At 43.7% G+C, this 13,275-nt stretch carries 19 protein-coding genes; 14 read left to right on the forward strand and 5 right to left on the reverse strand.

Annotation, left to right across the window (positions count from 1 at the left end; translation table 11 throughout):
- Nucleotides 1-275: 275 nt before the first annotated feature.
- Nucleotides 276-911 (reverse strand): helix-turn-helix domain-containing protein, encoded by a 636-nt coding sequence (locus ACTNBF_RS08045; protein WP_441089031.1) that lies wholly within the window; start codon nt 909-911, stop codon nt 276-278.
- A gap of 248 nt (nt 912-1,159) precedes the next feature.
- Here ACTNBF_RS08045 and ACTNBF_RS08050 point away from each other — a divergent pair, with 248 nt between their 5' ends.
- The 7 genes from ACTNBF_RS08050 (at nt 1,160) to ACTNBF_RS08080 (ending at nt 5,884) form a co-directional block, all read left to right on the forward strand.
- Nucleotides 1,160-1,339 carry a polyprenyl synthetase solanesyl diphosphate synthase gene (locus tag ACTNBF_RS08050; protein ID WP_441089032.1) on the forward strand — a complete coding sequence of 60 codons (180 nt, stop codon included), beginning with the start codon at nt 1,160-1,162 and terminating at the stop codon, nt 1,337-1,339.
- Nucleotides 1,340-1,343: 4 nt separating this feature from the next.
- Nucleotides 1,344-1,715, forward strand: a complete 372-nt coding sequence (locus tag ACTNBF_RS08055; RefSeq protein ID WP_441025213.1) for a hypothetical protein — start codon at nt 1,344-1,346, stop codon at nt 1,713-1,715.
- Nucleotides 1,712-3,595, forward strand: coding sequence for a bifunctional DNA primase/polymerase (locus tag ACTNBF_RS08060; RefSeq protein WP_441089033.1), 1,884 nt, complete (start codon nt 1,712-1,714; stop codon nt 3,593-3,595). The genes ACTNBF_RS08055 and ACTNBF_RS08060 overlap by 4 nt, the downstream gene beginning before the upstream one ends.
- 190 nt (nt 3,596-3,785) lie before the next feature.
- On the forward strand, nt 3,786-4,142 hold the full coding sequence (locus ACTNBF_RS08065) for a hypothetical protein (RefSeq protein WP_441089034.1): 357 nt from the start codon (nt 3,786-3,788) through the stop codon (nt 4,140-4,142).
- A 143-nt stretch (nt 4,143-4,285) separates the two neighbouring features.
- Nucleotides 4,286-5,212, forward strand: coding sequence for a sigma-70 family RNA polymerase sigma factor (locus ACTNBF_RS08070; RefSeq protein WP_441089035.1), 927 nt, complete (start codon nt 4,286-4,288; stop codon nt 5,210-5,212).
- A 212-nt stretch (nt 5,213-5,424) separates the two neighbouring features.
- Nucleotides 5,425-5,643 carry a hypothetical protein gene (locus ACTNBF_RS08075; RefSeq protein WP_441025206.1) on the forward strand — a complete coding sequence of 73 codons (219 nt, stop codon included), beginning with the start codon at nt 5,425-5,427 and terminating at the stop codon, nt 5,641-5,643.
- 148 nt (nt 5,644-5,791) lie between these two features.
- Nucleotides 5,792-5,884: a putative holin-like toxin gene (locus tag ACTNBF_RS08080; RefSeq protein ID WP_235396831.1), complete on the forward strand. Its 93-nt coding sequence runs from the start codon at nt 5,792-5,794 to the stop codon at nt 5,882-5,884.
- A 151-nt stretch (nt 5,885-6,035) separates the two neighbouring features.
- Here the strand turns inward: ACTNBF_RS08080 and ACTNBF_RS08085 are convergent, their stop codons facing one another.
- The gene (locus tag ACTNBF_RS08085) at nt 6,036-6,242 is read right to left on the reverse strand and encodes a hypothetical protein (RefSeq protein WP_441089036.1); all 207 of its coding nucleotides are present in this window, start codon (nt 6,240-6,242) and stop codon (nt 6,036-6,038) included.
- Nucleotides 6,243-6,601: 359 nt separating this feature from the next.
- Between ACTNBF_RS08085 and ACTNBF_RS08090 the strand changes: the two genes are divergently transcribed.
- The 7 genes from ACTNBF_RS08090 (at nt 6,602) to ACTNBF_RS08120 (ending at nt 10,383) form a co-directional block, all read left to right on the forward strand.
- A complete protein-coding gene (locus ACTNBF_RS08090) occupies nt 6,602-6,931 on the forward strand; it encodes a hypothetical protein (protein ID WP_441025260.1) in 330 nt (109 codons plus the stop codon).
- A 14-nt stretch (nt 6,932-6,945) separates the two neighbouring features.
- A complete protein-coding gene (locus ACTNBF_RS08095) occupies nt 6,946-7,134 on the forward strand; it encodes a hypothetical protein (protein WP_441025203.1) in 189 nt (62 codons plus the stop codon).
- 79 nt (nt 7,135-7,213) lie between these two features.
- Nucleotides 7,214-7,588, forward strand: coding sequence for a hypothetical protein (locus ACTNBF_RS08100; protein WP_441089037.1), 375 nt, complete (start codon nt 7,214-7,216; stop codon nt 7,586-7,588).
- A gap of 23 nt (nt 7,589-7,611) precedes the next feature.
- Nucleotides 7,612-7,794, forward strand: a complete 183-nt coding sequence (locus tag ACTNBF_RS08105) for a hypothetical protein (protein WP_441025201.1) — start codon at nt 7,612-7,614, stop codon at nt 7,792-7,794.
- Between the two features lie 337 nt (nt 7,795-8,131).
- On the forward strand, nt 8,132-9,253 hold the full coding sequence (locus ACTNBF_RS08110; protein ID WP_441089038.1) for a tyrosine-type recombinase/integrase: 1,122 nt from the start codon (nt 8,132-8,134) through the stop codon (nt 9,251-9,253).
- A gap of 306 nt (nt 9,254-9,559) precedes the next feature.
- On the forward strand, nt 9,560-9,721 hold the full coding sequence (locus ACTNBF_RS08115) for a hypothetical protein (RefSeq protein ID WP_427820635.1): 162 nt from the start codon (nt 9,560-9,562) through the stop codon (nt 9,719-9,721).
- On the forward strand, nt 9,721-10,383 hold the full coding sequence (locus ACTNBF_RS08120; RefSeq protein WP_427820634.1) for an HAD family hydrolase: 663 nt from the start codon (nt 9,721-9,723) through the stop codon (nt 10,381-10,383). The genes ACTNBF_RS08115 and ACTNBF_RS08120 overlap by 1 nt, the downstream gene beginning before the upstream one ends.
- Nucleotides 10,384-10,458: 75 nt before the next feature.
- Here the strand turns inward: ACTNBF_RS08120 and nagA are convergent, their stop codons facing one another.
- The 3 genes from nagA to ACTNBF_RS08135 all read right to left on the reverse strand — a co-directional run bounded on the left by nagA (nt 10,459) and on the right by ACTNBF_RS08135 (nt 13,191).
- On the reverse strand, nt 10,459-11,595 hold the full coding sequence (gene nagA, locus ACTNBF_RS08125) for an N-acetylglucosamine-6-phosphate deacetylase (protein WP_427820633.1): 1,137 nt from the start codon (nt 11,593-11,595) through the stop codon (nt 10,459-10,461).
- 37 nt (nt 11,596-11,632) lie between these two features.
- Nucleotides 11,633-12,358 carry a glucosamine-6-phosphate deaminase gene (gene nagB / locus ACTNBF_RS08130; RefSeq protein WP_441089039.1) on the reverse strand — a complete coding sequence of 242 codons (726 nt, stop codon included), beginning with the start codon at nt 12,356-12,358 and terminating at the stop codon, nt 11,633-11,635.
- Nucleotides 12,359-12,531: 173 nt separating this feature from the next.
- Nucleotides 12,532-13,191 (reverse strand): RluA family pseudouridine synthase, encoded by a 660-nt coding sequence (locus ACTNBF_RS08135; protein ID WP_427820631.1) that lies wholly within the window; start codon nt 13,189-13,191, stop codon nt 12,532-12,534.
- Nucleotides 13,192-13,275 lie beyond the last annotated feature (84 nt).

The following is a 13,275-nucleotide window of genomic DNA, read 5'->3' on the forward strand; positions in this document are numbered from 1 at the left end:
CCCAGTAAATACGGCATTTGTTGATTCACGTGGGACGCAGTATATGAAACTGAAATCAGTGCGAAAATGCGAAGTTGTCCAAGATTTGTCCAAGATTGGAAAGTTAATGACGAGAAACGAACACCCCCGGTGCCAAAAAATCGAAAATTCTGATCAGACAGTAGACCGGCGTACAACCTCTCCTGGGGAGTTTTGAATTGTTACGCGTGCGAGTGATTTGGAGTGGTCACGGCATTCTAGTAATAAAAGAAAAGTGAAATAGATTCCACCAGTTATTATGGCTGGTGGATTTGTTTAATCAGTCCGATTTCTGTATCTGGATCAGATAAATCTATTTTCGAATTGCGATAGCAACATTGCAAATTATCTAAAAAGTTTTCAACTGCAAAGTGTACAAAGTTTTCAATATTCGGGAAAAAATTCCAAAAAGCAACTGGACTTAATACTATGTCATAATCATTTGAACTTATTTCAACGAATGTGTATTGGTCCACTTTTACGCAATCGTCGGGTAAAATTTCATAATCTTTCTGAAATTCTTCCGATGAAGCGCACCAAAACGCCTCTGTTGTGTTGCTTCCGGGAGCCACGTTAACAAATTTAATATGTATACCGATAGTTTCCAGATATGCAAAACAACATCCCATTGAATTAGTATAGGATTTTTTGCATGCGCTCTTATATTCGGCCTCTGTCTTATAATCACTTTCACAAAGCAAATAAGCTTCACTTACTCCTAAGTATTTAGAGAACGCTTTAGCGGCGGTTACAGTCATCGGTTTTTTGCCATTGGCAATATTGCTAATATACTGCATTGTGAAATTAACTTTCGCTGAAAGTTCTTTTAGAGTCATTTCTTTAGCTTTTATACACTCTTTTAACCTTTGTCCGCATTTTTTGTTTAACTCCATAAAATTCACTCCTTTAAATAAGTTGTTAAATTAATCTGTATTTGGATAGCATGAGTTATATTTGATTGCATATCGCTGTATTCGTTAGTAACAATTTTTAATATAATTCATCAATATTAAACTTAAACATCATATTAATTTATGTTGAATGAATTATAACAAAAGTTTAAAATATAGTCAAGAGTTACTCAATCAACACAGATAAAGAAAGGAAAGAAGTTAACATGACAGAAAGAAAAAATATTTCAATGGTAAGCGAAAAACGTTTGATTGATGCCAATGAGGTGTGTATGTATTTGAGTCTTGGTAGAAATCGCGGTGTAGAATTTGCGAGGTCTATTGGAGCCGAGAGAAAAATCGGAAGGCGTAGCTTGTATGATAAGGTTGTGATAGATCGTTATCTTGATAAGCAGGCGATGGAGGTGTAGGGTCGTGAAAAAAAATAAGCATAACCAAGTACATACAGATCAGAACGGCAATTCTGAATTTGTAATAGCTGGACTGCTGCCCCTTGGAAAAGAGAATGCGATTTCTACAGAGGACTTAGTAAAGCTCACCGGGTGCAGCTCGGCTAGGGAGCTTCAGCAGTATATAGCACAGGAGCGAAAAGCCGGAGCATTAATATGTTCATCCACCACGGGAGGGTATTTCTTTCCGGAGACCAGAAGGGAAATAGCGGAGTTCCGCAGATCATTGAAGAGCAGGGCAGAAAATACATTGGTAGCCATAGAGAGTGCAGAGAAAGCACTGAACTCTCCAGAGTGGCAGCAGGACGGAAAGGACAGCGAGGAAATAAATAGATGAATGACACATTGAAAGAAGCAGCACTTCAATATGCTGATATGGGTTTTGCGGTTTTTCCAATTATTCCTCCAAGATTTGGAGGAAAATCACCTGGAAAAAGACCATACATAGCAGAATGGCAGCGTGATGCATCCACCGAAAAAGAAAAGGTTTCCCAATGGTGGAGTAAATATCCGGATGCGAATATTGGAATCGCGACAGGAAAGAAATCTGGAGGACTTGTAATACTCGACTTTGATAAGAAAGAAGAAAAAGGGATAGATGCAACTGAATTTCTGAGGGATTGGGAGCGCGATCATGGAGAGCTTCCGGATACTTGGAGAGTTATTTCTTCTCATGGAGGGTATCATTATTACTACAGAGATAATGCTTCACATGGATGTAGGGCGGGATTGTACCCGGGCGTCGATATTCGAGGTGATGGGGGCTATATTGTCGCGCCGCCCAGTATTCTTGAGAATGGACGAGAATATGAGTGGGAGCAAGGACCTGGAGATGGAATCGAGATTGCGAAAGTGAACGATAAAGTATTGGAGTTTCTTTCTGGTCCGAAGAAAGAAGATGATAGCGCGCAAGGGTTTAAAATGCCGGAGCAGATTCCGGAAGGTCAGCGTACCCAATGGTTGGTAAAAATGGTATGCAGTATGCAAGCAAAAGGTGCTTCAGATGGAGCTATAAGTGTAGCAGTCAAAGCGGAAAATGAAGCAAAGTGTGTACCGCCACTTTCTGATGAAGAACTGGAAAAAGAGGTATTCCCTGCTCTTAAAAGGTATGAAAAAGGAACAGATCCATATATTGCAGTTTCCGATCAGGGACGTTTTCGACAGCAGAAGAATCACAGCCTTGAAATGGTTACAATGGAACTTGCGGAAGAAAAGGAACCCGACTGGCTTATTACGGATTATATGCCGAGGTATCAGATCACGTCACTTGCTGGAGACGGCGGAAGTGGAAAAACTACAGTATGGTGTTCGATCGCGGCAGCAGTCAGCAGCGGAAACAGATCTTTTTTGCTTGATGGGATGGTGCCTTCCGATTTCGCAAAATGTAATCCGGAAAAAGTAATGTTTTTCTCTGCGGAGGATTCTTTTGAATATACGCTCAAACGGCGTCTTAGAGAAAACGGAGCGAATTTAAGCAATATTTTGTCAATAGACATCGCAGATGAACGATTTCAGGATATTAAGTTTAATAGTTACTTTCTGGAACAGCTTCTAGAAAAATACCGGCCAGCGTTGTGTATATTCGATCCAATTCAAGCGTTTGTCCCTCCGGATATTCGAATGGGCGATAGAAACGCCATGAGAAGCTGTCTTGCCCCTTTGATTGGATACGGTGAAAAGTATGGGACAACATTCCTGATTGTAGAACATGCGAATAAACAATCAGGTGTTTGGGGGAGAAAACGAATTGCCGATAGTGCAGATATTTGGGACATAAGCCGATCGGTAATTATGGCAGGAGAGACCAACGAACCGGGGGTCAGGTATTTATCACATGAAAAGTCCAATTATGGGCCTACAGCCAGCACGGTTTTGTACAGTATCGAAGAGGAGGTTATTAAGTTCAAAGGATATACCACAAAGAAAGACAAGGATTTTGTATCTGAAGCATGTTATAACACACGTCAAGCTCCTGCCAAAGCGGGAGCAAGAGAGTTGATATTGGGCTTCCTGATGGATGGCGAGAAAGAAGTTGCAGATCTGGATGAGCTGGCCAATATTGAGGGGATAAGTAAGAATGCCATGAGAGACGCCAAGGCAGAGCTTAAGAAAGAGGGAAAGACGAAAACATGGTGCGTTGGATACGGCAAAGAAAAGAAGTGGTTTATTCGTTTAGTTGAGGATTCTTCTATACACAGTGAAAAAACCAACAAATAAATGAAAAATCCAGTATTTATAAGGGTTTCATTTATTTGAGGGTAATCCGCAAGTAAAGGAAAGTAAGAGTTATTTACTTGCGGATGCCCACAAGTAAAGCGAGCCTTGTAAAATCAATGGTTTGCGCTTTATTTGCGGGTTTCGTCACTGTATATAGGAACATCAACAAATAAGAAAGGAACAAAAAATAATGAAAGTTAATATACTGGTAGATTTTAAGGAAAATGGCATTGATAAAAACGAAGTACATATTGTGTGGTTTGCTGAAAATGAGACTGCTGCCGCCGCGGCGTTATTGGAGTCTCTTGCGTGTAAAGGGTATGATGTGCAGTCTATGATTGCTGTGGACGGAGATTATACACTTGCTGAGCTGCATGGCATGGCAAATTATGGAGTTGGCTTTGAACTGAATAAGTGCCGGCTGCTGTATATGTCACATGAATGTATGGAATATATTGACAGAGTTAAGCGTGATCCGGAAGAATCGAGAAAGCTTCAGAAGGAAATCGGGCGAAGAAAAGAAAGCCGGAAGGGGCAGCAGTCCTGATTAGTGTTCACGTAATGTATGCAATAACTCGATTAATGTATACAATAACTCGATTAATGCATACAAAAAAAAAGAACCCGCCACAATTGGTCGAGCCCTTCCCTAAATACCTGATAAATTTATTATATGGGAGGGTTCGAACCATGTCAAGAAATGCTGATTCAAAACGTAGCGGACCCGGGTTGAAGCCCGAGGGAACCACGGAAAATGTAACAAATGAGCAGTTGGTTGCGCTGATCAGAGCGGGAGAAAATGAAGCCGATAATATGCTGAAGCTATGGAACCAGAACAAAGGCTTTGTGTTCAAGATGGCAAAGAGGTATTCCGGATATGCTGAAATGGACGATCTGATGCAGGAGGGATACCTGGGACTATGCGAAGCGGTAAGATATTACGATGCTGAAAAGGGCGTTCCATTTATTAATTATGCGGCACTCTGGATCAGGCAAGTGATGCAAAGATACATTGATAATTCCGGTAATGTGGTTCGTATTCCAGCTCATATAGGTGCTCTGGTAAGGAAATACAAGAAGTTGAAGAGCGAATACATTAAATACTATGGAATGGAACCGACAGACCGCGAAATGAGCGCATTTTTAGGCGTGAGCGAAGAGAAACTTGAGGACGTAAAGAAAAGTGCCAGAATGGGGCGAATTCGAAGCTTGAGCGAGCCACTGGGAGAAGAAGAAGATTATACACTTGCAGACGCGGTGGCGTCTCCTGAGAACTTGGAGGAAAATCTGGCCAGAAAGATTGACCGGGAACGCATGATCCAGAGTGTCTGGATAGAAGTAGGACGTCTCCCGGAGAATCAAGCAGCGTTGCTTAGGTGGAGATTTTGGGAAGGAAAGACGCTTAAGGAAACAGGAGAACGGATGGGAGTATCCATTGAAGCCGCGCGACAACTTCAGAACAAAGCTATGAGGGCGCTTAGATTGCCGAAGAGGTGCGTAAGGTTTCGGGCATATCATGAGGAATATCTTGCGCCTGCTGCCGTGCATCATGTAGGTGTAAGACGATTCCAGGAAACATGGACAAGCGAAGTAGAAAGAGAAGTACTTGGATGGTAGGGGAGTGGACCCTCGATACCCATGCGGCGCGCCCTGCCGTCCAGCGCCAATTTACACACATAGGTATTTCCGAAACGTTTGGAGGTGTTATGGACACTCGGAAATACTCGGATATGCTGAGAAATGTCAAGGTATTCGGACATTTTGGACACCCTAAAAAGATGTTGAGAATTGTCAAGGTGTGTGCGACGTCGCACAGAGGATGGTGATACATGAACGACCATAATTTAATACCGAACAGCGAGCGAAGCCCGGAGGAACTACGGGAAATGGGAAGGAAAGGCGGTATAAAGAGCGGGGAGAGCAGGAGAAAGACCAGGGATCAGTTGAAGATGGCCAAGCTCTGGTTGGAAGTATTTAACGAGCTGGAAAGCAAGGACAAAGCCCGAGCGAAGCAAGTACATAAAGGGTTGATGAAAGGGTTTATGTAATACTATACAAAGATTTTGAAGATGGCAGCAGGACATTGATTCCCTGATTGGAATATGATAAAATCTCGGCATGGGAAACCAGAGCGAGGCGGCTTACCCTTCTTTACGGAGGGAACACCCTCCGGACGAAAGAAAGGAGGGCGATAACATGGTTACATATTCTGATCTGATTCAGTTTTGTATACTCTTGGTTGCCCTTGTAGGTCTGTGTTATCAGATTTTCAAGGGGACACGAAAATAGCCGCCACTACTGCCAATAGTGACGGCTGATGTCATAGAACATTAGCTAAATTATTCGAGGTAAGCCGCTTCCGGTTTCCCTTTTTGTGTCTTTACTATAACATATCTGGCAGCAGTACGCAAGGACTGGGCGACAAAAGGCGCTGAGTATATTAATTTTGAGAATACTGCGTATTTGCGTCACGTTCCATGCGCTCATCTATCGCTATTTTAATATATCCATTTACTGTTTTGCCTGCTGCCGTGGCGGCTGTTTTAATCTCTTCATATTTTTCCTTTTGTACGTCCAGCGGGATACGTTTTAGTTTGTCTTTTGCGTATTTGATATTATATTCGGTTTTTCTTTCACTATTACTCATTGTTGGATCTCCTTTCTGGATGATAAATTGGCGCCCTGAATTAAAGTGTTCCTTCTCCACCTTACAATGAAATTATATCACATTTCAACAACTACGTACATAGTAAAAGTACCCAAAAATTAACGAGATACTACGTACATAATTTGTGGGTTATGTCAATAGACAAAATACCACGTACATAGTATAATATAATCAAAGATAAGGAACGGGACAGCCGGAAGAAGCGGTGAAAGGCCGTGAATGCCGAAAGCGTCCGATACTCGGAACCATATCCCTTTGAGCCTGGCGGGCAATAGGAACGAAGATGATCCGAGGGCAGTCCGATCCGATATCTAAATTATTGAAAGGTGGCATACATGATGAAGAAATTCGATTTAAGAAGAATCATGCTGAAGGCGTGGGAGCTCTTCCACAAGTTCACTGATCTGAGCTTTGCGGAATGCCTGCATAGAGCATGGTTAAGTGCAAAAGCAGCAGAGATTAATGAAAAGCGTATTCTGGCGGCAAAGATGGCAGCAGGCGTTACAGAGAAAACAGCTACATGGAGCGATTGGAAGAAAGCCGGCTATGAAGTGATCCACGGATCAAAAGCATTGTTTGGTTGTAATCTGATCTGGGGGAGTAAGGGAGATGGCGCAACATATAAAGCCCGGTTCTTCGGAGAATCCCAGGTACAGGCAATCGCATAAAAGGGGGATATTCCATGCGGTACCGGATTGAATATTCTGGAAACAGGAAAAGCACACTTGTGGATGGCAGGGCGGCCTTGATTAAGCAACTGAAAATGGCAATAGGCGTGATTGACATTCGGAAGGTTTATAAAAATGGGGTTTCTGATTCTGTTATGGAGAGATACCGAGATTATATCCCAAGAAACGGTCAGGACCTATAAGAAAAGCCCTTACAAGACCGGTCCTCTTGTAGGGGCGCGTAACCCAAACACAACTAGAAAGGGTTAAGCAGATTATAACATGACTGCTGCCCTTTCGCAAGAAGAAAGGACGTATAAATCATTGGCCTACAGATTTATAAACGAAGAACTTAGAATAGCATCATGTAGAAAGGCGTGGATACCTGAGTGGGTAATTGCACTTGGAAAAGCGGAAGATGTAGTTTCTTACTACTGCCACAATCAAGATTTGATTATCCTAAACATAGATAATGTAAATTATGAATTAAATTATAAAATTGTTAAGTGGTATTTGATGGTTAGTGACGAACAAAGAAAAGAATTTGCTGATTATGTGAAAACTATTCGCTTTGAAACCTATGTTTTTTTAAAACACCTAAATTATGTGCTGAGGATACGTCGGAAATTGAATAAAAAAACAGAAGCGGCCAGGTAATGATAACGTGGAGGTAAAGCGATATGAGACAGAACGAAATGCATAATCAAAGATGTGTAGTAGAATTTGCTGTTGAAGTAAAAGATGGTGTTGTTAACCGGATAGGTATATCATCCATTCCGAAGCCCAAGACGAATTTCAAAGGTGGGAGTGTGAAATGGTTTGATGATAGGAAACTGATTCGGGGAGGTGATGTGGCTTATTAAAAACGATACCGCATGAAATAGCCGAAAAAAGTAACTGATAATAAGCAAAAACGTTCGAAATTCCTTAGATACCCGGTAAAGCGTCGGCCTTTGCCGGGCGTGCGGTTTTTGGTTTAAGTGAGAATTAATTACGGATATCCCCGGAATGGCGCGCCAACACAGGAACGGGACAGCAGGGAAAGGAGGAATATAAACGCCCCAGAGGTGCGGCAACACCAGAGGGGCAAATAAGCATAACCCAGTACACACAATACGGGGCTATCTTGATTATACAACGGTCGGATAGCTCCTTCAAGCATTAATTGACTGCTGCCGCATGGCAGGGAAGGGAGATACTATGGCAACAGATAACAGAGGGCGTAAGCTGCCAAAGGGAATCAGGCAGAGAAGCAAAGAAGGCTTCGAGGGGCGTTTTACCTACCAGCATAAAACATATACGGTTCACGGGGAAACCGTAACAAAGACGCAGAAAGCCATGACAGAGCTTAAATACAAGCTGGAGCATGGAATCTATGCGGATAAGAAGAAAATCACGCTGAATGACTGGTTTACAACGTGGATGGAGGAGTACAAAAAGAACCAGGTAAAAACGGGGACTTACACAAACTATCAGAATTATTACAACTTCGCGATCAAGGAACGCATGGGAAGCAATCTTATTTCTGATATCAGAGGGGAGCATATTCAAAAGCTGTACAATGATCTGGTAGATAATGAGTACACACTTTCCAGTATAAAATTAGTGAAGGCGATACTTAATGGGTGTTTAAAGCAGGCCATGAGAAACGGACTGATAGAACGAAATCCGGTTCCTTTGGCCACTCTTCCAAGACAGAAGGAAAAGAAAGAAAGGCAAGCTATGACAAAAGAACAGCAGACATTATTTATGGAATATGCAAAAGACAGCTATTTATATAATTTGTTCGCGGTGATGCTTCGCACTGGAATGCGGATTGGGGAAATCACGGGACTGAAATACACGGATATTGACAAGAGAAAGAATGTGATCCATATACAGAGAACCTTGCTTTATATCAACAATGAGGGATATATGGAATGCGATCCCAAGACGAAGACTTCGAACAGAGACATTCCGCTGACTGCTGCCTTGTGTGAACTTCTGGAGAATCAGAGAAAATTCTGGGGATTTAAGGTGGAGCGGATAGACAGATATTTATTCTGTACCGAAAAGGGAGAGCCTTTAGGAAGACAGCGGGTGCAATATGAAATCGATCGGATAACGAAGCAGATCACGGCAGCAGGCCATGACTTCCCGCGTATTACAGCGCATGTGTTCCGGCATACATTTGCTACCAGAGCAATAGAAGCCGGAATGCAACCACAGGTATTAAAGACAATACTTGGTCACAGCTCATTGGCCATGACAATGGATCTGTATAGTCATGTGCTGCCAGATACGAAAGCTGATGAAATGGAAAAAATTGCAAATGTATTTTGATAGGGGCAGCAGCCAAGCTGCCTTTTTGTATGTCCAATATTTGTCCAAGATTGCATATATGGAGATAAATCATGATAAATAGAAGAACCGTGAAAAGTATGGTGAATCATAGCTTTTTAAATTATGATAAACAACAATAAAATAATAGCTTCAAAATATTAAGTTTTCTTTAGAATTTGTGAACGGTCTTGTCTATTCCCCTGAGAGTATAGTAAAATAGAACCATAAAGAGCAGGCATGTTGTGAATTCGAGGCCTGCTCCGGATATTCCATGTTGAGGCAGATATCGAGAAAGGGGAGCATACGATGACAGAAGATTTGATTAAACAGATAAAGAAAATCAAGCAGGCACTGGTGAATGTGGATATGTCAGGTGATGATTGGGAAGAGAGAGAAGAGATTCTTGATAAACTGGAGGATGTCACCACTTATCTGAAGGACGCCATGGGAAAAGGAATTGAGTTCTGATGGGAAAAGTGGAGGCGCTGATATTTGATATGGACGGTCTGATCTTCGATTCGGAACGGGTGGTTCAGCGAAGCTGGAATGAGGCGGGAACGGCACTTGGCTATGGGCGTGTCGGGGAACAGATTTATCATACACTGGGATTTAATGTAAAGCGGCGGGAAGCATATTTTAAAAGCATCTATGGTCAGGATTTCCCAATGGAAGAATTCGGCAATCTGACACGGAAAGTTTTCTATGATATTGCAGAGTCAGAAGGAATCGCCATGAAGAAGGGGGTTCGTGAGCTGATGGATTTCGCCAGGGAAAGAGGAATACGGATCGGACTTGCCACTTCATCCAGACAGGAGTATTCGGTGCGCCAGCTTACGGAGGCCGGGATATGGGAATACTTCGACGGGTGTGTTTTTGGAGATATGGTGACAAAGGCGAAGCCTGATCCGGAGATCTATCTGAAGGCTTGTGAAGCAGTCGGTGTATGCCCTGCAAAGAGCATGGCTTTGGAGGATGCTCCGGCCGGGATTCGTGCATCGCATGCGGCGGGAATGATTCCGGTCATGGTGCCGGATCTTGTTGAACCGACGGAAGAGATTCGGAAGCTTTGCTATCGGCGGGTGGATTCCCTGATTGATGTGATTTTGCTTGTGGAAGAATTGGAGAAGTAGAATAAAGTGTAAAAAAGAGCTGTGCTTCCGACGAGGCACAGCTCTTGAAATATAAAAGTATGAAATCCGGTATGACTATCCATGAATGATGACCTGTCTGAGATTCAGATCCTGATCCAGGAGTACCAGATTGGCAATCTTGCCGGTGGAAATGCTTCCGTAACGGTCATAGATTCCGATTGCTTTTGCCGGATTCATCGTGGCACATGCAATGGCACTTTCCAGAGGGATCTGCATTTCTTTCACGGCAGTTCTCATGCAGTCCATCAGATTGGTTACGGAACCCGCAAGCGCGCCGTCGCTGACAAGTGTGGCGTATTTCCCCTTTACGGCAACATCCTGTCCGCCGAGTGTGTATTGACCATCTTCCATTCCGGCAGCGCGCATGCTGTCACTGATCAGGATCATACGGTCATCGCCGAACAGCTGGAATGTAGCTCTGACGACAGAAGGATGAATATGCACACCGTCGCAGATCAGTTCGGCACGGCAGTGCGGACTGTCGAATGCGGCACCGACGACTCCCGGAGCACGATGAGTGAAAGGCGGCATGGCATTGTAAAGGTGGGTGGCGTGTCTGGCACCACGGTCATAGGCCTCTTTGGCAGTCTGATAATCTGCAGTTGTATGGGCCAGAGAAATGGTAACCTTGTCGTGGAGTGCGTCGATAAATTCCATGGCACCCTCGTTCTCAGGGGCGATATCAACCAGTTTGATGAGACCGCCGGAACGCTCCTGAAGGCTGCAGAAAAGCGCTTCGTCACAGAGCCGGATGTGTTCGGCAGCCTGAGCTCCTTTTTTTGCCTCGCTTATGAATGGCCCTTCCATGTTGATCCCTACCAGGGAAGCCTGCCCCGGACGGGCAGGGGATTCGTTATAGGTACGTGCCGCATCCATAACCTGCACCAGTGATTCCGGGGACACCGTCATGGTTGCGGGACAGACGGATGTGACACCGCAGGAAGCCTCATATCGGGTGATGGCATCGATTGCCTCTACAGTACCGTCACAGAAATCATGTCCCATGCAGCCGTGAAAATGAATGTCGATCAGTCCCGGAATGGCATACAGTCCGTCTGCATCCAGAACAGATTCATTTTCAGAGGGGGCAAGTGAAGGACAGATCTCCGTAAAAACGTCCTCTTCGATTCGAATATCCAGTCTGGAAAATGTTTTGTCTTCACCGTAAACAAGTGCATTTCTGATAATCATGATTATTCAGCCTTCTTTCTAATGTATAGAACAAATATTACTGCGGAAGCCTGGACAAAGCAGCTTCGTCTGCTACCAGTGTTACATCCGGATGAAGCTGAAGGATGGAAGCCGGTACAGTCGGAGTGATCGGGCCGAAGAAAGCATCGCGAACGATATCAGCTTTATCTTCTCCGCTTACAATGATCAGGATTTTCCGGGCACGCATGATCGTACCGATCCCCATGGTGTATGCCTGACGCGGAACGTCATCAATGGATGCGAAGAAACGCTTGTTGGCTTCAATGGTTCTTTCCTGAAGATCTACGCAGTGAGTTTCTTTCGGGAAATGATCAGCCGGTTCGTTGAAACCGATATGTCCGTTGTGACCAAGCCCAAGAAGCTGAAGATCCACTCCGCCAAGGGAACGGATGATTTCTTCGTAATGATGGCATTCTTCTTCGGCGTCTTCTCTGGTGCCGTCCGGCAGATAAGAAGCCTTGATATTTACATGATCAAACAGATTTTTATGCATAAAATAATAGTAGCTCTGGTCGTTATCACGTGTAAGTCCCCTATATTCATCCAGATTCACGGTCGTAACTTGAGCAAAATTGATATCCCCTTTATTGTACCAGTCAACCAACTGTTTGTATGTCCCGATCGGTGAAGAACCGGTAGCAAGACCTAAGACACAGTTTGGCTTCATGATCACCTGTGCTGAAATAATATTGGCAGTGGTGCGACTCATAGCATCATAATTTTTGGTTTTGTAGATTTTCATAATTTTCCCCTTTCTCAATGAACCTGTCGGCATGATATGCCTTCATATGATAAATGTATCAAAAGAAATATTGAAAAACAAGATAATGAAAATCAAAAAAATAGAAAGTGCAAAAAAAAACAATAATCGTGCTATTGGCTTTGCCGTTCATGAAATCCTGTCACATTTTACCGTTATTCTAAAGTAAAATTCATCGGTTTTCCCGTTTCCGGATGGAGGAAACTGAGGTGGAAAGCTCTGAGGGAAATGGGCTCATAGCCCGGTTTTTGTATGAATTCCGGATTGTATTTGTTATCGCCCCAAAGCGGTGCGCCTGCATGGGCCATCTGTACCCGGATCTGGTGATGACGCCCTGTTTTCAGGTGAACATGTACGGTGGTCAGCGTATTGCCGTCAGCGTCTTTGGCTGTAGCAACGGTTTCGTAAGAAAGCTCTGCGCGTCGGGCCTGAGGGGTGTCTTTGGAACATACCCGGGAGGTGTTGCTTCTTCCATCTTTTACGAGGTAATCGATCAGAGTTCCGCCAGGGGAAGGTAAAGTGCCGCAGCAGACAGCGCGATAGTCTTTGCAGAAATAATTTCCGATAAGCTGTCTGTTCAGCGCCGCCGCTGCTTTTGGATTTTTGGCAAAGACCATGAGGCCGGATACGGGCTGATCCAGTCTGTGAATGACTGCCAGATAAGGAGGCTTGGATCCGCCGGAAGAAGCAAGATGATTTTTCAGAATGCTCTCCATGTCAGGTTGTCCGAATCTTCGGGTCTGTACCGGTATGCCGGCAGGTTTATCACATACAATAATGTCTTTATCTTCATATAATATAGCAGGATGTTCCATAATTTACCTCCGGAGAATATTTTTCTTGACTTTTGAAAAAAAGGAAGTTACACTTATCTCCAGTAAAAGGGAGTAGCTTCCATT

The sequence above is a fragment of the Bariatricus sp. HCP28S3_A4 genome (assembly GCF_052066395.1).
In the GTDB taxonomy this organism is placed as follows: Bacteria; Bacillota; Clostridia; order Lachnospirales; family Lachnospiraceae; genus Allocoprococcus.

Coding starts and splice junctions, on each gene's coding strand:
- ACTNBF_RS08100 (WP_441089037.1), top strand. CDS start 7,214: ATGACTGCTGCCCTTTCGCAAGAAGAAAGGACGTATAAATCATTGGCC.
- nagB (WP_441089039.1), bottom strand. CDS start 12,358: ATGAAAATCTACAAAACCAAAAATTATGATGCTATGAGTCGCACCACT.
- ACTNBF_RS08090 (WP_441025260.1), top strand. CDS start 6,602: ATGAAGAAATTCGATTTAAGAAGAATCATGCTGAAGGCGTGGGAGCTC.
- ACTNBF_RS08135 (WP_427820631.1), bottom strand. CDS start 13,191: ATGGAACATCCTGCTATATTATATGAAGATAAAGACATTATTGTATGT.
- nagA (WP_427820633.1), bottom strand. CDS start 11,595: ATGATTATCAGAAATGCACTTGTTTACGGTGAAGACAAAACATTTTCC.
- ACTNBF_RS08045 (WP_441089031.1), bottom strand. CDS start 911: ATGGAGTTAAACAAAAAATGCGGACAAAGGTTAAAAGAGTGTATAAAA.
- ACTNBF_RS08120 (WP_427820634.1), top strand. CDS start 9,721: ATGGGAAAAGTGGAGGCGCTGATATTTGATATGGACGGTCTGATCTTC.
- ACTNBF_RS08070 (WP_441089035.1), top strand. CDS start 4,286: ATGTCAAGAAATGCTGATTCAAAACGTAGCGGACCCGGGTTGAAGCCC.
- ACTNBF_RS08110 (WP_441089038.1), top strand. CDS start 8,132: ATGGCAACAGATAACAGAGGGCGTAAGCTGCCAAAGGGAATCAGGCAG.
- ACTNBF_RS08065 (WP_441089034.1), top strand. CDS start 3,786: ATGAAAGTTAATATACTGGTAGATTTTAAGGAAAATGGCATTGATAAA.
- ACTNBF_RS08050 (WP_441089032.1), top strand. CDS start 1,160: ATGGTAAGCGAAAAACGTTTGATTGATGCCAATGAGGTGTGTATGTAT.
- ACTNBF_RS08080 (WP_235396831.1), top strand. CDS start 5,792: ATGGTTACATATTCTGATCTGATTCAGTTTTGTATACTCTTGGTTGCC.
- ACTNBF_RS08105 (WP_441025201.1), top strand. CDS start 7,612: ATGAGACAGAACGAAATGCATAATCAAAGATGTGTAGTAGAATTTGCT.
- ACTNBF_RS08095 (WP_441025203.1), top strand. CDS start 6,946: ATGCGGTACCGGATTGAATATTCTGGAAACAGGAAAAGCACACTTGTG.
- ACTNBF_RS08085 (WP_441089036.1), bottom strand. CDS start 6,242: ATGAGTAATAGTGAAAGAAAAACCGAATATAATATCAAATACGCAAAA.
- ACTNBF_RS08060 (WP_441089033.1), top strand. CDS start 1,712: ATGAATGACACATTGAAAGAAGCAGCACTTCAATATGCTGATATGGGT.
- ACTNBF_RS08115 (WP_427820635.1), top strand. CDS start 9,560: ATGACAGAAGATTTGATTAAACAGATAAAGAAAATCAAGCAGGCACTG.
- ACTNBF_RS08075 (WP_441025206.1), top strand. CDS start 5,425: ATGAACGACCATAATTTAATACCGAACAGCGAGCGAAGCCCGGAGGAA.